A 20,967-nucleotide genomic window follows, 5' to 3' on the forward strand; every position below is an offset into this window, starting at 1 on the left:
AAGCAGATATTAAGTCTGGTGACTAAAACAGCCATGATAATGGGCATTGTGTATTGCCGTTATATTGGACAATAGATGCGAAGATGTGCCGTCTGAGATATAGACTCATCTTGTAAATGATTAAATGTGAAAGGTAACGCATTACAGAATAAAACAAAAAATGGCTATTGAAAAAAAATGCCATTGACCTAATCTAGGTCATATACCGACGTATTATTTTAGAGAATATAATTTCTATGTTATTTCATTTACCGAAACTTCCCGCTGAAATTCGAATTACACATTTAAATGCGCGTATCAATGAACAACGTAAAAAAATTGCGCAAACTACAGCATCTAAATTGGAGCTATTGCAACTGACTCAGCAGTTAGCGAAAGAGTCTCGTCACCGTAAAAAAGCCAATCAAAAAGTTTATATTCTAGATTTTAAAGGTGATACTGCGGCAACAGCGGTAGAAAGCTTACGTGAAGAAATTACTTTGATTTTAGCGACAGCCAAAGCAGGGCGTGATCGTGTTGTGGTGCGTTTAGAAAGCCCAGGTGGTATGGTGCATGGTTATGGTTTGGCTGCTGCACAATTGGTACGTTTACGTGATGCAGGTTTCAATCTCACTATCTGCGTCGATAAAGTTGCAGCGAGTGGCGGTTATATGATGGCATGTATCGCCAATCAGATTATTGCTGCACCTTTTGCGGTTGTCGGTTCAATTGGTGTGGTCGCGCAAGTCCCTAATTTTAATCGTCTGCTAAAAGAACACAATATCGATTTTGAACTGTACACAGCAGGCCAATATAAACGTACAGTGACGATGTTTGGTGAAAATACAGCAGAAGGTAAGGCGAAGTTTGAAGAAGAGTTACAACAGACACATGTGCTGTTTAAACACTTTGTTGAAAAATATCGTCCACAGCTCAATGTTGAGAAAGTGGCGACAGGTGAGCACTGGTATGGACAAGATGCTTTAGATTTGAATTTGGTCGATCAGTTACAAACTTCAGATGCTTATTTACTTAATTTACTGACCGATCATGATGTTTATGTCATCTCAACGCGTAAGAAACCGACTTTAGGTGAGAAGTTAGGCTTACAAGCTGCGCAAATGGCAGATGCCTTGGTACCAGCAGTCATGAATAAAGTGATAGAAACCTTAACTAAAACCAATGCAAGTTTGGTTCAAATGCGTGATCCAAAACTTTAATATTTAGTTGGCCGATTCATTTCAAAAAGTCTGGTTCCTAAATATGCAAAAAGCAATTTTAGAACCAGACTTTTTTGTCTTAAGCTAAGTACGCTTTAATCATTTTCACTAGACGTTCAATCAGTTGATCCGCCTGATCTTTGGTAATATTCAAGGTCGGCAGTAAACGCACCACAGAACCCGCAGTAACGTTAATAATGGTGTGGTATTCATCACGAGCAATGTTCACCAAGTCACCACATGCTTTTGGTAGTTCAACACCAATCATCAAACCAAAGCCACGGACAATCACATTTTGATCGGCAAGTTGGTTACGCAGTTGTTCTACGATGTAAGCGCCTTGTTCAGCCGCATTTTGTACAATGTTTTCTTTTTGCATAATGTCGATGATGGTATACACCACACGCGAACCCAATGCTGAGCCACTATATGTTGAACCGTGGTTACCTGCGGTCAGCACGCCTACACCACGACCTTGAGTCATCACCGCACCAATGGGGAAGCCATTGCCTAAACCTTTGGCTGTGGTGAGTACATCAGGAATGATGTTGGTGTGTTGGTAGGCAAAGTATTCGCCCGTACGACCATTACCAGTTTGAACTTCGTCCAACATCATCAGCCAGTTGTGTTGATTACAGATTTGACGAATCTCTTCCAAATAGCTAAAGCCTTGTGGAGCAGTGTTGACACCACCTTCGCCCTGAATTGGTTCGACAAAAAATGCGACAATGTCTGGATGATGAATTGCTGCTTCTTCAATAGCTTCAATGTCACCGAATGGAACACGAATAAAACCTTCAACCAATGGACCAAAGCCTTCTTGGACTTTTTTGTTGCCTGTTGCTGATAACGTTGCCATGGTACGACCATGGAATGAGTGTTCTGCAACAATGATTTTTGGATTGGCAATGCCTTGCATGTAGCCAAATTTACGGGCAATTTTGATTGCACCCTCATTGGATTCTGCACCACTATTTGAGAAGAACACTTCTTCCATGCCAGCAACTTCAGCAAGTTTTTGTGCTGCAGCCGTTTGCCAAGGCACTTCAAACAAGTTACTGGTATGAATGAGAGTCATAGCTTGTTCTGCAATCGCTTCTGCAATGACAGGATGTGCATGGCCTAAACCACAGACTGCAATGCCCGTTAGCGCATCAAAGTATTCAGTACCGTCCTCCGTGTACAGATAAGAGCCTCGACCTCGGACAAAGCTGATCGGCTGACGGCCAAATACTGGCATCAAATGTGAGGGTTGATCAGTTTGTACAGGAGCAAGGGTAATGTTATTCATGACTAACTCTTATCTGTTAGAGGGTAAGTGAAATCCAATATTAAGCAATTATGCTTGTAGTTTTAAAGCCTAAATCTAAATAAAAGTCGAAATATTGCTTTAGGCATACTGTTTTTCTACGTTTTGGGTATAATGCGGGTTAGATTAGTTGAGGATTGATCAATGACTGAACAAGCACGCGATACCGAAGCGTTAATTCGTGACCAAATTGCAAAACACGCTGTACTTCTTTATATGAAAGGCACCCCACAGTTTCCACAATGTGGTTTCTCTGCACGTGCTGTAGAAGCGCTTAGTCAAATTGGTCGTCCGTTTGCTTATGTGAATATTCTTGAAAATCCAGATATTCGTGCTTTGTTACCACAAATTGCAAACTGGCCTACATTCCCACAGTTATGGATCAACGGTGAGTTGATTGGTGGTAGTGACATTATTCTAGACATGTTCCAAAAAGGTGAATTACAACCTTTAGTTGAGCAGCATAGTCCAGCACCTGAAGCTTAATCTTCAGTTGTAAAAAAAGCGCCATTGAGGCGTTTTTTTTTTTTTGAGGGAAAGGGTTAATACGCTGTAGTTACAGTGCTTACAGCTTCAGAAGTGTGTTCCGCTGCATTTTCAGTTGCAACGGTCTTCTTTTCAGCTTTTGCCTTTTTTTTGTCCTTCTTCTTTTTTTTCTTTTTCTTCGGCTCTTCTTCAAACTCAGCACCATCTTCAATGGCTTGCCAATAATCTAGCTGATCCATCACCGCCGCATAAATGGACTTCTTGGTGTAGCGTCCTTTTTTGTCTAAAGTACCGACTGGTCGAGCCATAAGTAGTTCAAGCGCTTGATCAATCGTATCAATAGCATGAATGTGGAACTGGCCCTTTGAAACCGCATCAATCACATCTTTACGTAACATTAAATGCTGCATATTTTGACGCGGAATAATCACACCTTGTTTACCAGTTAAACCTTGAAGTTTACATGCATCGAAGAAGCCTTCAATTTTCGCATTGACACCACCAATTGGTTGAACTTGACCTAATTGGTTCATTGAGCCAGTAATCGCCCAAGACTGATCAATCGGAAGTTGGCTAATCGCTGAGATTAAAGCAGAGAGTTCTGCAACCGTAGCACTGTCACCATCGACTTGACCATAGCTTTGTTCAAAGGCAAGTGCGGCAGAAAAGTGTAGGGTTTGCTCACGACCGAAATGTGCTTTTAAGAACGATGACATCAGCAGCACACCTTTCGCATGCAGAGAGCCACCGAGCTCGACACTACGCTCAATATCTAGAATATCACCACCGCCTTGATACACAGAGGCTGTTAAACGTGATGGTAAGCCAAACTCAACATCTGCATAGTGAATGACCGAAAGTGCATTAATTTGACCGAGACGGTGTCCGCGCGTTTCGATGAGCTGCGTACCACGTGACAAATCCTGCCAATAGAGCTCACGTAAATAGCCTAAGCGATATTTGCGATGATCTAATGCCATATTAATGTGTTGATCCGAGACCATTTTATCGCCTGATTGGAAGGCGTGATGATGCGCCTCACGAATCAAATCACCCAATGTGAGGGCATGTAGAGATAAGGAGCTTTGGTCTTCGGCTTGACGGCTAGAATCAGTCAAAAGTGCAGAAAGGGCAGATCGATCAAAAGGAAGTAGTTTATCGGCCTGTACATAGTCTGCAATCAGTTGCATATAGGCTTGTTCATTTACTTCATTACGCTGCAACGTATCAGTAAAGTCGGCACGGATTTTAAAGACACTGCCAAGCTCAGGTTCTACTTCAAGTATTTCATAATAAATTTCAGGCTCAGCCAGTAAAACCACTTTCAAATTCAGTGGGATTGCTTCAGGTTCAATTGAGATACTTCCTGTCAGTGTCAACATATGCTCAAGTGAAGAAAGTTTTAACTGGCCTGATTTTAAAGCGCGTTTTAGGCCTTGCCATGCATAAGGCTGTTCAAGCAGTTGTTCTGCTTCTAACATTAAAAAACCACCATTGGCTTTATGTAATGTCCCTGGGCGGATTAAGGTAAAGTCTGTAGTAATGGTGCCATGTTGAGTCAGTTGCTCTACGTGGCCAAGCAAATTGTAGTGAGTTGGGAAGTCTTCAAAAATAACTGGTGCACCAGCATTGGTTTTATGCGACACAATCACATTGGCTTGATAGCGCGAAGGGATACGACTAAACAGGCCAGGCGTGAAGTCATCTTCTTCTTGTTCGAGTACCACCTCGACATTGTTAATAATGTCTTCAGCATAATATTTTAAGTAGTCTTTTAAGCCTTCAACCTCAGCAAACTTAGTCAGTAACTGTTCGACTTTAGGTAATAAAACTTGCTTGGCAATATCGCGATTCAACACTTGAACTTTATCGCGGGCATCTTCCTCCAAGTCGCCTAAATGCATGCCTAAACGCTCAAGTTTTTTGTCCATATGGCGTATATTGGCATTAATTTCAGAACGCTCTTTAGAGCTTAAAGCATTGATGTCGGCCTGCGTCATTTCCAATACTTTATCGTCTACATACTGGACGGGGATAAAGCAGTGCTCATCATTACGAGAGATTAGTTTGAGGTCGAGTTCTTCACCTTCTTGGGTCAATTCAATCAATGCTTGTTGCTGAACATCACCTGTTTGTTGGCGAATGGCTTCTATACGGTTGTGGTAGGTTTCAGCAGTAAAGCGGCGCTCAAGTTGCTTTAAAGTGGTTTGCCATGTTTGATGTAACATGGTTTGAAATTTTACCGCCTGACCCGCAGGTAATTCTAAAGCAATCGGTTGACGTGGGCTTTTAAAATTATAAACGTAAACCCAATCGTTCGGTGTCGGCATATTTTTGGCGTGTTGCTGGAGTAAACGCTTGACCATGGTGCGCTTGCCCAAGCCAGCTGTTCCTACGGCAAAGATGTTATAGCCAGAGTAAGGTAAGGAAATGCCTGCTTCAACTGAAGCACGTGCGCGGTCTTGCCCTAAAAAATTATTGAGCGGTTTAATACGACGCGTTGAGGCTGGAATCTTATCCAGAGCAGGTGTGTGCGTCAGTTGCTCTGCTTGAAGTTGTGTCTTTGCTAAGGTCGTTTGAATTTCGGGTTGGTCAAATGCTGAACTAAGGTTGTTTTCTGGATTTTCTTGACTATTTAATGCGGGCGGTACAGATAAAGAAGAGCTCATTTGATCGTGTTTTTGGGTCACTTTGAAATCCGAAACTAAAGATTGCGTTAGAAACTTAAAGGTATACAGGTTTAATGCAAAAGATCAAGCAAAGTCGCAGTGTTTGTCGACAAAAATAGAACATTGATTTTATAAATCAGGTTGAAACAAATTGTATTAAGGGTTTGAATAGCAGCATTGGTTTTAAGACAACAAAAACGTAATGACAACACAATCTTCAGGATGGAAATCCGCCTTTACTGCATTTTTAGATCGCCGTGCGTTGATCATGCTGTTTTTGGGTTTCTCAGCAGGTATCCCAATCCTGTTAATTTTCTCGAGCTTATCTTTATGGTTAGGTGAGGCAGGTATCGATAAGAGCGCTGTGACTTTTTTTAGTTGGGCTGCTCTGGGTTATTCATTCAAATTTGTTTGGGCCCCTTTGGTCGATGAATTACCTGTACCAGTGCTGACCAAATTATTGGGTCGTCGCCGTGCGTGGTTATTGATCGCACAACTCTTAATTATCTGTGCCATTTCTATCATGGCTTTTTCAGATCCGTCTCTTGGTCAGAGCTATCTTTACCAAATGGCTGCGGGTGCAGTGCTTTTAGGTTTTTCTGCTGCGACACAAGATATTGTGATTGATGCCTATCGTATTGAACTGGCAGAAACGCAAATGCAAACGGTGTTGGCTTCAACCTATAACGCAGGCTACCGCATCGGGATGATCGTTGCAGGTGCAGGCGCATTATTTTTAGCGGCTTATTTGGGTACAGCCAAGGGCAACTATATTTATGAGGCATGGAAGTGGACGTATTTGGCAATGGCGACGGTCATGTTGGTCGGGATCGCAACCACTTTATGCATACGTGAGCCACAAGTTGATCGGGTACGTAAAGAATATAAACGAGTAGATTATTATCGTTTAGTGGCCGTTTTCTTTGTGTCTGTGGTGAGTTTTGTACTGAGCTATATTTATTCAGGCAACTTAACTGAAATGCTAATTCAGCTCTGGTCGATCAAAGATAGTTTTGCACTGTTTTGTTTTGAGGCTTTACGTTTTATTGGCTCTGGTGCTGTTGCATTTTTAGTGGGTTCAAGCCTAGTCAAAATGGGCGCTGTGAACAAACAAATGGCCTATGAAACATGGGTGAATCCTGTTGCTGACTTTTTTAAGCGTTATGGCGTGAAATTGGCGTTGGTATTACTATTGTTGATTGGTTTTTACCGTATTTCCGACATTATTGCAGGTGTGATCTCTAATGTGTTCTATCAAGACTTAAACTTTACTAAAGAGCAGATTGCTGAAGCGGTGAAAGTTTATGGGGTGATTTTTAGCTTGGTTGGTGGTTTTTTAGGTGGACTGCTGGCGCAGCGCATGAACATCATGAAGTTGATGTTTGTCGGAGCAATCTTGGCCAGTTCAACCAATCTCATCTTTATTGGTTTGGTCAAATCAGGACAACCTTTAAATGATGTTGTGATCAATGTTGGTGAGCAAAGTTTCAAAGCTCAAGCGGATGAGACAGGTGCATGGGCAATTAATGTTCCTGTTGAGCAGCTTCAGGCACATGAAAGTCTAACTGCAACGGCCAGTTTTCAAAATGATACTTCACAGCCTGTCTCGGTCACATTGCCTTATATCAGTCAAACGGGTGCATCTACGGCATTACTGTTGCTTCCGATCACGGCTGATAATGTGATTAATCAACGAGAGTCTGACGGAAGTATTGTGGTACGAGGTCAATACCTTGCTACACTGGCTGAAAACCAAAGTATTCAATTGAGCTTAGATGGTCAAAGTTTTGATGCAAAGTTAGACAAAGAAGGTGTGTTTAGCGCAGCAATCCCTGCTCAACTGCTTCTTGATTCAAACTCTAAAAAGCTGAATGCCATATTGATGCAAAATGAGCGTGCGCAACAACACACTGCGCTGAATTATCAGGTGGATCCCGCAGCTGCAAAATCTGTAACTCTAGATGTTGATCTTCAGCCAATCAACTTGAATAAAGCGGTTGATGGACAGTTAGAGGTTAAAGGGAAGGTGATTAAGGAATATAGTTCAAACTGGCTGTATTTTGCGATTATTGTCGACAACTTGGCATCAGGTTTAGCAGGTGCTGCATTTATTGCATTTCTATCAAGTTTGACCAGCGTATCTTTCACTGCTGTTCAGTATGCGATTTTTAGTTCATTGATGACGTTGACACCTAAAATTTTAGGTGGATATTCAGGGACAATTGTGTCCAATATTGGCTATCCAAATTTCTTCTTGCTGACCACACTCATTGGAATCCCAATTTTAATCTTAGTGGTCTGGGTAGCGAAACTTCTACGAGAGCATGCCGCTGAGCAAAGTTAAAGTATCGATTTGTCTCGAATTAAAAAAGTAGCCCTTGTGGCTGCTTTTTTTATGGTTGAGGTTTGAAATATAGGACGGCTTTGCCTATATTGGGGGCTGAGAATAAATCATGAGGAAATTCCAATGCGCATGCTACATACCATGCTACGTGTAGGCAATTTAGAACAATCTTTGGCGTTCTATACTGAAGTGCTTGGTATGACTTTACTTCGTAAGCGTGATTATGAAGAAGGTCGTTTTACTTTGGCATTTGTGGGTTATGGTGATGAAGAAAATCATACGGTTTTAGAGCTGACACATAACTGGGATACGGACAGTTATGAACTGGGCAATGCTTATGGTCATATAGCGATTGCAGTAGACGATGCATATAAAGCTTGTGAGGAAATCAAAGCGCGCGGTGGCAATGTTGTACGTGAAGCTGGACCAATGAAGGGTGGTGTAACGGTTATTGCCTTTGTAGAAGATCCAGATGGTTATAAAATTGAACTGATTCAACAAGATAATAATGCACGTAATAACTAAGCCGTTATTAGGCCATATGCAGCGTGTATGCACAGTATTAATTAAAAAAATATTGAACATATCCTGTAAAAGCTAGCTTTATTTATATAGCTCAGTAAGATGAATTTACCCAAAGGTAAATTAGTCACTGGGCTTTTTCATTTTTAGAGGAATGACAGGATGTTGGTATGTTGAAATTATTGGCACTCGATCGGTTTACGTTATTGCTATTTGTTATGGTGCTCTTAGCCAGCTTTGTCCCTGTTTCAGGTCAAGCGGCCAGTGTATTTGGTGTACTGACGACGGTCGCGATTGCGATATTATTCTTTTTGCATGGGGCTAAATTATCCCGTGAAGCCGTGATTCAGGGCATGATGCATTGGAAACTCCACGCGTTGGTTTTTGCATTTACCTTCATCCTTTTTCCCGTTTTAGGTTTGCTTGCTAAACCTGTATTGGTACCACTACTTGGACAGGAGCTGTATTGGGGCTTTTTGTTTATGTGCTTTTTGCCATCGACAGTACAGTCTTCAATTGCGTTTACTTCGGTCGCACAAGGCAATGTGGCTGGGGCGGTATGTAGTGCGTCATTCTCAAATTTGATCGGGATGTTTATTACCCCTGTGATGGTGGCCTTTTTCATTTTGGGGCAATCAGAGCATGGTTTTGATCCGACCTCGTCTATACTTCAAATCACCTTATTGCTATTGGTTCCCTTTGTTCTTGGACAGCTACTTCGACCATATGTCTTTCCGTATATGCAAAAAATGCCAAGCATCGTCAAAGCATTCGATCAGGGTTCGATATTAATGGTGGTGTATGGTGCTTTCAGCAGTGCTGTGGTAGCGGGTTTATGGCAAGAGGTGAGTGTCGGTACTTTAATCCTATTGATTATTGTGTGTTCGGTCTTATTGACGATTATTATGTTGCTTGGGTTGTTTTTACCACGTTGGTTAGGCTTTAACCGTGCCGATCAGAAAACCATTTTTTTCTGTGGCTCTAAAAAGACTTTGGCTAGTGGTGTTCCAATGGCACAGATTCTTTTTATTGGACAACCTTTGGGGATGATTGTTTTACCGATTATGATTTTTCATCAAATACAGCTGATGGCGTGTGGGATTATTGCTAACTATTGGGCCAAGCAATCTGAAATTGAAACGAAAGAATAATTGGCTATCTGATACTATATCTCGTATAATATTTGCCACTTGTTGTGCTTAGCTCTGACGGTATCCGTCTCGGTGGGCCAAAAGAATGGTCTGTTATGGTGTTGATCTGCAACTTAATTTAATTAAGTGGCCCTTTCCTCAATTTTGAGAGTGATCAATTGCGATGACGGCAAAACCTTCTTTAATTTTTATGGAGTAATCGACCATGCGCGCCGATATTCACCCAAAATACCAAACTTTAGTTGCTACATGTTCTTGCGGTAACGTAATCGAAACTCGTTCAGCACTTGGTAAAGAAACTGTTTACCTAGACGTATGTTCAGCTTGCCACCCATTCTACACTGGTAAGCAAAAGAACGTTGACACTGGCGGTCGTATCGACAAGTTCAAACAACGTTTTGCTGGCATGTCACGTTCTATCAAACGCGACTAATAGCAAAAGAAAAAACGGGCATTTGCCCGTTTTTTTATGCCTATGATTTGGATACAGAGTCATAGGCCAAATAGCTAGACAACATAAAAAGACCCCATATAGAGGCCTTAAAATTTAGAAGTTAGTATCCAAGGTCAAACCTTTACTGATCCTGCACGTCAATCAGATGATCGAGTTTCTTCTGGAAATAATCGCCTTGAATAAAGCGGGCATCGACATTCCATGCATTGGCAAACGACGTCATATCATTCAGATCTCGCAGCATAATTTGAATGTTTTTCAATTGATGATATACCGCAACTTTTTCTTGCAACTCTTCCGTGTTGGCGTCGCTACTGAGCATGCGAGTTAAGTTTTCGTGTAAGGTGAGATTGTTGATATCGAGCTGACGTAAGATAGATTCACTATAAATACTATTACCAAAGTCACGAATCGAAACTTCAGCACCATATTGGCGAAGCTGGGCAATATATTTTTGCGCTTCAGCAATGTTTTGGCTGATATCATCCTCAGAGAACTGAAGGATAATTGGATGACTTAACTTACTGCGTACAATGGTAATCAGTTTGGCGATAAATTCAGGGAAAGAGCGGTCATTCAAGAGTACGGCTTTGTTTAAGTTTACAATCAACTTTGCTTCAGGATACTGAGTGATAAAATTGTGTAGTTGTTTACACGACTCAACTAAAATCCAGCGGTCAAGTTTAATAGACAGTTCGTGATCTTCACTTAACTCTTTGAGGCTTGATATATCTTTCCACGTATTACCATAAATAAAGCCACTGGTAACCTCATAGGTGTATAAATTAGTGTCTTCTTTGTCGTAAAGCTGTTGATATTTAAGATGAATCTCACCACGCTCCAAAGCTAGATGTAAAGCTTTAAGTACCGTAGGCTCATTTGCTGTTTTTTGAGTGTCTAAAGTATCGCTGACAGTAGGGTTGATCAACTCAATCACAGGCATGTCAATACTGGCTTTTTGCTCAATTTCGCAATCGTCTTGATTGGTCGGTAAAGCGGTTCTAAAGGCTGAGCACAATAAGTTTTCAAACTGATCTTGATTTGAAATTTCACCTTTCAGTAAAGTGTAGCCAATGCGCAAATTTACTGGATAGCTATTGTTTTCTACCGTGATGAGCTGTGGTTTGGTGAGCGCATTTAACGCAATCAGTTTAGATTCGAGTTTAGCCTGTGATTCTGCTTGGAATAAACCAACGATGGTTTGCCCACCCGCCTTAAACAGAGGAATATGGGTCTGTTCATTTAAAAAGCTGTAAATATTGTTAAAATAATCACGTGTGGTTGCCCAGTTGGCTTTAAAGATTTCATCTGGACAAGAGCTGAGTGCAAAGCTAACCAAAGCATTCTGATCAGAAGGCTGTTTGGTCATAGCACGGTTAATTTGTTGATACGTATTAGGTTTTATCGCGTGTTTTTCAGTGTTGACCGATGGAGCAGCAGGGCGTTCAGATTCGACTTCAATCGTCAGTTGGAGCGCATCCTCTTCAGGTGCAGCTAAAAATTCAACCTTTAAAGGATTTTGAGTTTGGGCATTATTATTGAGAGTAGCAACTTCAAAAGCACCTAAATCAAACTGACCTTGTGAAATTTTCTTAAAACGGATTTTGAAATCGTTTACATCTTTCGGCTGGAGAATATCAAGCAGCGGTTGACCAATAATATCATCTTCAGAGCTTAGGCCGAACAGTTGTAAGTATTCAGCATTAGCTGAAACATGAATCCCTTCTTGAATTAAAGCAATGGCTTTATTACTTTCTTCAACTAAAGCCTGTGCTTGGCTTTGAGCCGTTTCAAGCTCATTCATGAGTTGTTGTTGGCTTTGCAATAAACGACTTAATGAAAGTGCACGCAATAGACCTAAGTAAAAGCTATCCGCTTCTTCTAAGTCCAAAATATCATAGATCCCTTTACGAATAAAACTTGCGTATTGGGTTGATTGATATTCATCGGGCTTTAATAAAATCAGTGGTAAATTGACTTGGTTAGAGTTGCGAATCAAAGTCAGTGCTTGTTCATACTTTAGGTCATAAGCGCGACCAAAAATCACCACATCCCAAGGTAGATGAAGCTGTTTTTCAAAGTTTTGTAAGTCATCCAGTAAAGTGGCATGAACTTGATGATCGCTAGAAGTTAAAAGGTCACGAATTTGGTTATAACGGATCTGATTATCATCAATAATGAGTAAACGTGTTTCCGTACGTTTTAACTTTTTAGATAATAATGGATTTCTCACTTCAATGCTTCCCATAAATCGTGATTCTTAATAGCATTCATTTGCTTTTGAATAAAACTTTGAACCAATGGTTCTTGTTGGTCATTCAACAATTCATAATCAAAACGAATAAAACTTTGTGTAATTAAATGTGCTTTTACTAAATAAATTTTAAGATCTTCATCACCTAAACGTAAGTGGATGGTTTGTTTTTCTCGGTACATATTCGAACCTGGCACAATGAGACTGGTCTGTACTTCATCTAGCTGGGACGTTTGTACCAATAACGCAGGTTGATAGTTCTGAGTGGTTCGGTCTGTTTTTACCATAACAGCACATGGGAAAAGATCTTGCGCTAAGATTTCTAACCCTAGTTCCAAGCTTTTTTCACTTGATTGTTTAATCCAGCGAATCACACCACCGCGCCATTGGCTATGCGCATTTTCTTGGACCAAAATAAACTCACCTGTTTTTAAATGTGCAGGTGTTGGTCCAGTCCAACGAATACGGTAACCATTCACACTAATATCTAAAACTTCGGCAGGGTAGATTTGTTTCGATTCACGATCAATCATACGAGCAGAACTTGTTTCTACAGGAATATTACTGTTCATGGAGTTGATCAGGTGACTTTCATTTTGAAAGTTGTAGTTACCTTCTAGCTCTAAAGTTTCATTAAAGTTCTTGCCTTTAGACAAGTAGAAATGTGCGACTGACAGGCCAAAACAAATTTGTAATTGAGCAGAGTATTCATAACGCTCATGCTTACGTTCAATATTATTGGTCAATAAGTTATGAATGTGAAAATGCAGAGCAGGGGTAAGGAAAATTTTCTCATCGCGCGACAGTGGCTCAGCACGTTTGGTTTGCATCTCTGAGAGATGATCAAGAAGGGTTTGTGTTGATATAAAAATATTCGGTTGAATGTGACTGTTTTTTTGAGAATTATAGGTCGGTGGATAGTCTTTTGATGCATCGACAATATAGCGAGATAAGGTGGTTTCTTTAGGTAAAATTTGAATTAGTTTCGCCCAATCAAAGCTACACAAAAACAGCCCTTGAATTTCACCCGGACGGATTTGGTGGGTATTAAAAATATCCAATAGAATGAGCTGCGCATAGGCTTGGCTAATATTGTTCAGTTGATGCTGCGTGCCTTGTATTTGATTAATGTTGGTCAAATAGAAGTTATTTTGGATAGCAGAATCTAAGAGCTGATGAGCTGCTAGCCACTGACCTGGAATCGGTGAACTATAGAGCAAGTGTTGTTGGTACAACAACAGGGACAGTTGTTGTAAAGCATAATAACTCGATACGGTTCGAGCCGTTTGTAAGTTCTTTTTTTGATTAAAAGCAAATAAAGAAAACTTATTTTGAGTGATTTGCTGAGAAACACGTTTTGCAATGTCGATATAGACTTTTGCAAAATGGCTACGCATTAATAAGGCAAGCTCAATAATATGGTCATTTCGATCAGTGGTGATGAGGCCCTGATTAAAAAAATGTTTCTCTAAACTGGTAAGCACATTTTCCAAATTTGGATGCAGTACTTGAACTAAATCAAAGCGAAGTGTTTCGCTGACTTGGAGCTCGGAGACTTCAAGTAAAGCTTGAAATAAGGAACGAGAAGAGTCACCCAATTGTAAAATGGATAAGTTTGCTAACCATTCTTGTAAGCCTTTGACTGTGCTTGGGCAAAAACTAAGCTTATCCAACTTTAATTCGGTTGGTTTTTGGAAGATATCTGAAGTACTCGTCGTCATCATCGTTATTATTTAACTCAAAAAGTTGAAACCCCGAAAAGTGGTGTCTTATTCTTTTCTCCCGCAATTTCCCTGACCAGCTTGGGAACCAGATAGCCGGGTAGATTCGCCAATAATCCTTGATATAAGAAATCAATGTCTTGCGGGTTTAAATCAAAATGGTGAGCCCCTTTTACTTTATCTAAAACATGTAAATAGTATGGCAATACACCTGCATCGAATAAACGGTAGCTCAAATCTGTCAAAATTTGAACGTGATCATTGACCCCTTTCAATAAAACCGCCTGATTGAAAACGGTGATTTTTTCTGCGACTAATTGCTGTAATTGACGGCAGGTAAGATCATCCAATTCCGATGCATGATTTGAGTGTACCACTAGAATAATGCGCAGCCTACTGTTTTTTAAGATGGAAATTAGCTCATCATCGACACGGTTAGGCATTACGATAGGAACTCGTGAGTGAATTCTCAAAAATTTAAGTTGGGGTATACTTTCTAAGCGTTCAATCCATAATTTTATTTTACGATTGGACAGCGTTAAGGGGTCTCCGCCACTCAAAATGACTTCATTAATGTCGGGTTGTGACTGAATATAGTGTTGAATATTGATCCAATCTTCTGACTTTGGTAGGTTCTCTTGATAGGGGAAATGTCGACGAAAACAGTAACGACAATGAACGGCACATGCCCCAGTCAGCGTAAGTAAGAAACGAGTTTTATATTTGTGCAAAACACCAGGTTGTTGGTTGGCTTGTTCCTCACCCAAGGGGTCGGTCACGAAGTCGGGATGTTCTTCAAGCTCAAGATGATGGGGCAGGACTTGAAGGAGTAAAGGATCAAGCGGATTACCTTTTTGCATTCTTGTCACAAAAGCACGGGGAACACGGAGTTTAAATTGGGTTGATGCAAGCAGTGCGCCTGACAGCAGTTGCTCAGGAGAAAGCTCTAGAATATTAAGTAATTCTAAAGGGTCAGTAATTAAATCACTGAGTTGAGCTTGCCAATTTTGCTCTTGGTACAAATAATGAGTCATGCAATAAGGGGTCAAATACTAGGTCAAAAGAAAGTTAGGTCATCAAATCGGGTGATGTCGAAACGAGTTGTTCGGATGTGTGCGGTCTAAAAAGGCTTTTTCAATACACAAAAACATGCGGAACGGGGCTATTTTATCAAGATCTTCGGCTTATAGGCAGTGGATTTTCATTGCTTCATAACACCTTGCTCATTTACAATACGAGGCATCAAAAAAGATGCCCTATCTTTATGGCCCTGCTTTTCAAAGCTTTGGTGTCTAAGATAAAGACATAAATATTTAAGTTAGTTAGTTTGGAGTGCGCCAGTCATGGCCTATTATTCTACGAATGATTTCAAGTCAGGCCTTAAGGTTATGCTTGATGGTAACCCATGTTCAATCATGGAAAATGAATATGTAAAGCCAGGTAAAGGTCAAGCATTTAACCGCGTAAAACTACGTAATTTACGTTCTGGTAAAGTTTTAGAAAAAACATTTAAGTCTGGTGATTCTTTAGAAGCGGCTGACATTGTAGAAGTAGAAATGGAATACTTGTACAACGACGGTGAAATGTGGAACTTCATGGATCCTGTATCATTTGAACAGATCGCTGCTGACAAAACAGCAATGGGCGATGCTGCAAAATGGTTAAAAGACGATTCAAATGAAAAATGTACCATTATGTTGTTCAATGGCGTGCCATTAACAGTAAACCCACCAAACTTCGTAGTTTTGAAAATTGTTGAAACTGATCCGGGTGTACGTGGTGATACTTCTGGCGGTGGTGGTAAACCTGCAAAATTGGAAACAGGTGCTGTAGTACGTGTTCCATTGTTTGTACAGCAAGAAGAAAGCGTTCGTGTAGATACTCGTACTGGCGATTATTTAGAACGTGCATAATGGTTTAAAAATAGACTATTATCGGAAGGGATGATGAAAATCATCCCTTTTTTTATGCCAAAGTATTAGATCAAAACAAGGAGATGCAGAGTAAAGTCGCAAAGGAAAACAGCAGTACCTCGAATAATTAAAGACGCTGATTGAATGCAACAAATATGAGGGATTGAAATGGAATCTGTTCAGCCGAAGTCAACCCTGACTTCAAAAATCATCTGGCTACTGGTAGCCATCGTCGGTGCAGTCTCTTTTGGGATATTGGCACTGAGTCGTGGTGAGCATGTCAATGCCATCTGGCTCGTACTTGCTGCGGGCTGTATTTATAGTATTGCTTATCGCTTCTATAGTTTATTTATTGCAAATAAAGTTTTTGAGCTTGATGAACGTCGCTTAACTCCCGCGCATCGTTTGAATGATGGTCTGGACTATGTTCCAACCAACAAAAGTGTTCTATTTGGACATCACTTTGCAGCGATTGCAGGTGCAGGTCCATTAGTAGGGCCTATTTTAGCAGCGCAAATGGGCTATTTACCTGGCACGATTTGGTTACTTGTCGGTGTAGTGCTTGCAGGTGCAGTACAAGACTTTTTGGTGTTGTTTATTTCTACCCGTCGTGATGGACGTTCACTCGGTGAAATGGCAAAACAAGAGCTTGGAACTTTTGCAGGTATTGTGGTTATGCTTGGTGCGTTGGGGGTAATGATTATTATCCTTGCTGTTTTGGCACTGGTCGTGGTCAAAGCACTTGCACACAGCCCATGGGGCGTATTTAGTATTGCGGCAACGATTCCAATTGCACTCTTTATGGGGATTTACATGCGTTTTATCCGTCCGGGTAAAATTGCAGAAGTATCTATTATTGGTTTCGTTTTGATGATGCTCGGCATTGTCTACGGTGAAAATATTGCACAGCATCCATATTGGGGGGCGTTCTTTACACTGTCGGGCACTCAATTGACTTGGGCGCTGATTATTTATGGTTTCGTGGCTTCGGCACTGCCTGTGTGGTTATTGCTTGCGCCACGCGATTACTTATCAACCTTCCTAAAGATTGGGGTTATTGCAGGTTTGGCAGTCGGTATTATTTTCGCAATGCCAGAAATGAAGTTGCCAGCATTCACGCAGTTTATTGATGGTACTGGCCCTGTATTTGCAGGTTCAATGTTCCCATTCTTATTTATTACCATTGCCTGTGGCGCAATTTCAGGTTTCCACGCTTTAGTGTCGTCTGGAACCACGCCGAAACTTGTGAACAATGAGCGTGATATTCGTATGATCGGATATGGCGGTATGCTCATGGAGTCATTTGTTGCAATCATGGCCTTGATCTGTGCAGCAGTGCTTGATCCGGGTGTATATTTTGCGATTAACTCACCAGCCGCTTTACTGGGTACAAGTGTCGACACCGCAGCTGAAGCTGTTCGTAACTTAGGTTTTGTTGTTACTCCAGAAACATTAACTTTACTGGCTCAAGAAGTGGGTGAAAGTACCATTCTTTCACGTACTGGCGGTGCGCCAACTTTTGCTATTGGTATGGCTCACATCATTACGGAAATTTTCAATAGCCGTGAAATGATGGCGTTTTGGTATCACTTTGCCATTTTATTCGAAGCACTATTTATTTTAACAGCAGTTGATGCGGGTACGCGTGCATGTCGTTTCATGGTGCAAGATACAGTTGGGATTGTGATTCCTGCGGTGAAAAACTCACATAACTTCTTCGGAAACTTGTTGGGTACAGCAGTTGCGGTTTCAGGGTGGGGCTTCTTTGTTTACCAAGGTGTCGTTGATCCGCTCGGGGGCATTAATAGCTTATGGCCACTGTTTGGTGTAGGTAACCAGATGCTTGCGGCAATGGCATTGATCTTAGGTACGGTTATCCTCTTCAAAATGAAGAAAGAGAAATATGTATGGGTCACGATTATCCCGACAGTATTCTTGTTGGTAACCTGTATGACCGCAGGCTGGCAGAAAATTTTCCACGAAAATCCAAAAATTGGTTTCTTGGCACAAGCTGAACGCTTTAACAATGCAATTGCAAACAATGAAATTTTAGCACCAGCAAAAACGGTTGCTGAAATGCAAACTGTTGCGATGTCGAATCAGATCAATGCTGCACTGTGTGGATTCTTTATGATTGTGGCGATTGTGATGCTCTTTGCTGCGATTAGAGTAATTCGTCGTGCATTGGCAAGCCCAGTTCCGACTGTGCATGAGGCAGAAGCCATTTATCGTGATCCTGAGGACATTCAGCCATCAAAAGCTGGACATTAAGGAGAATCAGATGAATCTAAAATTTGCTAAAAGTGGAAAAACGATGATTTATAAAATCATTAAAATGACCGTGATGTCGCAGAAAGATTTGATTCTGAACCCTAAAAATTGGTCTCGAATTGCGACGCTGTGGCAACGTTTGCAGCAAAGTTTCCGCTTGATGGTGGGGGTGCCTGATTATCCAAACTATTTGGAGCATATGAAAAAGCACCATCCTGATTTAGAAGCGATGGATGCTAAAACTTTTTATCGTCATTGTGTGGATGCGCGTTATCCATCTGCAACGAATGGCATGAAAAAGTGCCCTTGTTAATGTAATTAATCAGTTGAAAGACGGCACTTCGGTGTCGTTTTTTTTGTGAAAAATAGAGTGAAAATATTCAATTTAATGCGGTTGCACGTGTTAGATTCGACAGTGTACTTTTTTACATGAAGCAAGTGGTTGCATCGTAGATTAAATCATAACGATCACAGAGTGTGAGGCATAAAAGGTTCATGTTGTATATTTGACAGCTTTTGATTGTTATAGCTCTTAAAATACTGGAATGTTTGCAAAGGGAAATTGAATGAAAATATATATTTATGGTGCTGGAAGCATTGGATGTTATTTAGGCGGAAGTTTGGCTGCAGCAGGTAGTGATGTTACTTTTATCACGCGTCCACGTATTCATGCAGAGCTTTCCCAATGGGGCTTAGTCTTAACCGATTATTTAGGCAAAAATATCAAACTTACACCTCATCAACTAAAACTAACGATCGATCCTACTCAGGTTGTGGATGCCGATGTTATTTTAATTTGTGTGAAATCGGCGGCAACCGAACAAGTTGCGCATGAAATCAAAGAATATTTAGGGGCTAAAACACCGCTGATCATCAGCTTTCAAAATGGCTTAAGCAATGTCCCTATTTTAAAAAGAGTTTTGCAAGGGCCGATGATTTTAGAGGGAATGGTTCCTTTTAACGTCGCCACGCAAGAAGCTGGGCATTATCATCAAGGCACATCAGGTGCATTAAGTGTTAAGCAATATCCAAATCAAAATTTGCTTGAGAATGCATTTCAAAAAGCAGGTTTAGAGATTGTTTTTGAAAAAGATATGCTGGCTGTGCAGTGGGCCAAGCTTTTACTCAATTTAAATAATTCAATCAATGCATTGTCAAAAAAACCGTTAAAGGAACAATTGTCGATTCGTAAATATCGCCAATGTGTGGCAATGGCGCAGCAAGAAGCTTTAGCACTGCTTGATTACGCACAAATTACACCTGCAAAATTAACTGCAGTTCCGACTCATTTGATTCCCAAATTGCTGAGTTTACCCAGTCCATTATTTAAATTATTAAGCCGTAAAATGTTGGCAATCGATCCATTGGCTCGGTCATCTATGCAAGATGATTTAATTGCAGGTCGCCCCACAGAGGTCGACTGGATTAATGGTGAGGTTCTAAAACTCGCAGAGCAATGTGGTAGACAGGCTCCAATCAATGCACGACTCATAGAATTGATTAAGCAAGCAGAGAAATCATCTCCTTCATTTTCAATGAGTGCAGATGCTTTAAAAGATCAGTTGAAATCTGCAGCGAAACAATAGTTTGAGGCGAGGGAAATCATTCATACGCAAATCATTGAAGATTTATAAGGATCGTCTTTGAGTATGTTTGAAAAACCTGTATGTTAAACCTTGATTTATATTTTGATTGGGGAGAATAAGGTGCTTTGGGGAAAAGAAAAAACGGTAGAAACGCAGCAACTTGCCATGCTCGATGAATCACAGTTAAGTGTTTTTTATCCAAAAGTCCAAGAATTCCTCAATCAAGTCAATCAAATCGTTTTAGATAAAAATAAACAAACCCAGTTGGCTTTATGCAGCCTGTTAGCAGGTGGGCATATCTTGTTTGAAGACTTGCCCGGTTTAGGCAAAACCACTTTGGCCAGTAGCTTGGCGCATTTGGCGGGTCTTCAATTTAAACGGATTCAGTTTACCAATGACATGCTGGCAAGTGATGTGATTGGGGTGAATATGTTTAACCAAAAAGAACATCTGTTTGAGTTTAAGCAAGGGCCAATTTTTACTCAAATTTTACTCGCAGATGAAATTAACCGCTGTAGTCCGAAAACGCAGAGTGCGCTCTTAGAGGCGATGGAAGAGGGTGTGGTGACAATCGATGCAAGTCGTTATGTACTACCGCAGCCTTTTTGGGTAATTGCAACGCAAAACCCACTTTTTCAAAGTGGAACTTATGCACTACCAGAGTCACAGCTCGACCGTTTTCTTATGCGTTTATCTTTGGGTTATCCATCCCGTCAGGCAGAAAAGGCTTTATTGCAGCAACAATCCCGTCATGACTTGATTCAGCAGTTGATGACGGTATTTTCAGAGCAAGATATCCTTACCTTACAAACTTTGGTGCCACAGATTTATCTGTCTGAGGAAGTTTTGGATTATATTCTAGATTTGGCGGCTGAGACCCGTAAAGGTCGACATGGGTTATCTACACGTGGCGTACTGGCTTTGAAGAAAGCAGCTCAAGCATATGCTTTGGTTAAAGCCCGTGCATTTGTTACACCCGATGATGTACAGGCTGTATTTGTCGCAGTGACCGCGCATCGAATAGGGCTGGGTGAAGCCGAAACTGAGCAGCTCATGAAGCAAGTCAAAGTTCACTGATAGGATAAGCT

Annotated in this window: 16 protein-coding genes; 11 read left to right on the plus strand and 5 right to left on the minus strand. The window is 40.9% G+C overall.

The genetic code is table 11. The features are described 5' to 3' along the window. Positions 1–227: 227 nt before the first annotated feature. Positions 228–1,199 (plus strand): protease SohB, encoded by a 972-nt coding sequence (gene sohB / locus WH214_RS11670; protein WP_289844555.1) that lies wholly within the window; start codon positions 228–230, stop codon positions 1,197–1,199. 79 nt (positions 1,200–1,278) lie between these two features. Here sohB and WH214_RS11675 read toward each other — a convergent pair whose 3' ends face one another. Further along, a complete protein-coding gene (locus tag WH214_RS11675) occupies positions 1,279–2,490 on the minus strand; it encodes an aspartate aminotransferase family protein (RefSeq protein WP_339420922.1) in 1,212 nt (403 codons plus the stop codon). Between the two features lie 162 nt (positions 2,491–2,652). On the opposite strand from WH214_RS11675, the gene grxD reads away from it, so the two are divergent. Further along, positions 2,653–2,994 (plus strand): Grx4 family monothiol glutaredoxin, encoded by a 342-nt coding sequence (gene grxD / locus WH214_RS11680; protein ID WP_004693588.1) that lies wholly within the window; start codon positions 2,653–2,655, stop codon positions 2,992–2,994. A 56-nt stretch (positions 2,995–3,050) separates the two neighbouring features. Here the strand turns inward: grxD and WH214_RS11685 are convergent, their stop codons facing one another. Next, positions 3,051–5,684, minus strand: coding sequence for a Lon protease family protein (locus tag WH214_RS11685; protein ID WP_339993405.1), 2,634 nt, complete (start codon positions 5,682–5,684; stop codon positions 3,051–3,053). A gap of 181 nt (positions 5,685–5,865) precedes the next feature. Here WH214_RS11685 and WH214_RS11690 point away from each other — a divergent pair, with 181 nt between their 5' ends. The 4 genes from WH214_RS11690 (at position 5,866) to rpmE (ending at position 10,113) form a co-directional block, all read left to right on the plus strand. Continuing rightward, positions 5,866–8,007 carry an AmpG family muropeptide MFS transporter gene (locus tag WH214_RS11690; RefSeq protein ID WP_279043815.1) on the plus strand — a complete coding sequence of 714 codons (2,142 nt, stop codon included), beginning with the start codon at positions 5,866–5,868 and terminating at the stop codon, positions 8,005–8,007. Positions 8,008–8,130: 123 nt separating this feature from the next. After that, a complete protein-coding gene (gene gloA, locus WH214_RS11695) occupies positions 8,131–8,532 on the plus strand; it encodes a lactoylglutathione lyase (protein WP_004693583.1) in 402 nt (133 codons plus the stop codon). Positions 8,533–8,699: 167 nt separating this feature from the next. Beyond that, positions 8,700–9,680: a bile acid:sodium symporter family protein gene (locus tag WH214_RS11700; protein ID WP_339420915.1), complete on the plus strand. Its 981-nt coding sequence runs from the start codon at positions 8,700–8,702 to the stop codon at positions 9,678–9,680. A gap of 205 nt (positions 9,681–9,885) precedes the next feature. After that, complete coding sequence (gene rpmE, locus WH214_RS11705; RefSeq protein WP_004693579.1) at positions 9,886–10,113, plus strand: 50S ribosomal protein L31; 228 nt, start codon at positions 9,886–9,888, stop codon at positions 10,111–10,113. Between the two features lie 142 nt (positions 10,114–10,255). On the opposite strand, the gene WH214_RS11710 is transcribed toward rpmE, so the two are convergent. From WH214_RS11710 to epmB, 3 genes are read right to left on the minus strand one after another with little or no spacing between them, the layout of a single operon-like run. Beyond that, positions 10,256–12,382 carry a sensor domain-containing phosphodiesterase gene (locus WH214_RS11710; protein ID WP_339420914.1) on the minus strand — a complete coding sequence of 709 codons (2,127 nt, stop codon included), beginning with the start codon at positions 12,380–12,382 and terminating at the stop codon, positions 10,256–10,258. Beyond that, positions 12,364–14,109 carry a GTPase gene (locus WH214_RS11715; protein ID WP_339422930.1) on the minus strand — a complete coding sequence of 582 codons (1,746 nt, stop codon included), beginning with the start codon at positions 14,107–14,109 and terminating at the stop codon, positions 12,364–12,366. Before WH214_RS11715 ends, WH214_RS11710 begins: the two co-directional genes overlap by 19 nt. Positions 14,110–14,126: 17 nt before the next feature. After that, positions 14,127–15,143 carry an EF-P beta-lysylation protein EpmB gene (gene epmB / locus WH214_RS11720; protein ID WP_259234250.1) on the minus strand — a complete coding sequence of 339 codons (1,017 nt, stop codon included), beginning with the start codon at positions 15,141–15,143 and terminating at the stop codon, positions 14,127–14,129. A 309-nt stretch (positions 15,144–15,452) separates the two neighbouring features. On the opposite strand from epmB, the gene efp reads away from it, so the two are divergent. The 5 genes from efp to WH214_RS11745 all read left to right on the plus strand — a co-directional run bounded on the left by efp (position 15,453) and on the right by WH214_RS11745 (position 20,956). After that, positions 15,453–16,022 carry an elongation factor P gene (efp, locus tag WH214_RS11725; RefSeq protein WP_004693574.1) on the plus strand — a complete coding sequence of 190 codons (570 nt, stop codon included), beginning with the start codon at positions 15,453–15,455 and terminating at the stop codon, positions 16,020–16,022. A gap of 168 nt (positions 16,023–16,190) precedes the next feature. Next, on the plus strand, positions 16,191–18,293 hold the full coding sequence (locus WH214_RS11730) for a carbon starvation CstA family protein (RefSeq protein ID WP_087011009.1): 2,103 nt from the start codon (positions 16,191–16,193) through the stop codon (positions 18,291–18,293). Positions 18,294–18,303: 10 nt separating this feature from the next. Beyond that, the gene (locus WH214_RS11735; protein WP_004693572.1) at positions 18,304–18,606 is read left to right on the plus strand and encodes a YbdD/YjiX family protein; all 303 of its coding nucleotides are present in this window, start codon (positions 18,304–18,306) and stop codon (positions 18,604–18,606) included. A gap of 253 nt (positions 18,607–18,859) precedes the next feature. Continuing rightward, complete coding sequence (locus tag WH214_RS11740) at positions 18,860–19,879, plus strand: 2-dehydropantoate 2-reductase (RefSeq protein ID WP_339420910.1); 1,020 nt, start codon at positions 18,860–18,862, stop codon at positions 19,877–19,879. A gap of 120 nt (positions 19,880–19,999) precedes the next feature. After that, a complete protein-coding gene (locus tag WH214_RS11745; RefSeq protein ID WP_422614520.1) occupies positions 20,000–20,956 on the plus strand; it encodes an AAA family ATPase in 957 nt (318 codons plus the stop codon). The last annotated feature ends 11 nt before the right edge of the window (positions 20,957–20,967 follow it).

The organism is Acinetobacter sp. MYb191 (assembly GCF_037572605.1).
GTDB classification, from domain to species: Bacteria; Pseudomonadota; Gammaproteobacteria; order Pseudomonadales; family Moraxellaceae; genus Acinetobacter; species Acinetobacter johnsonii.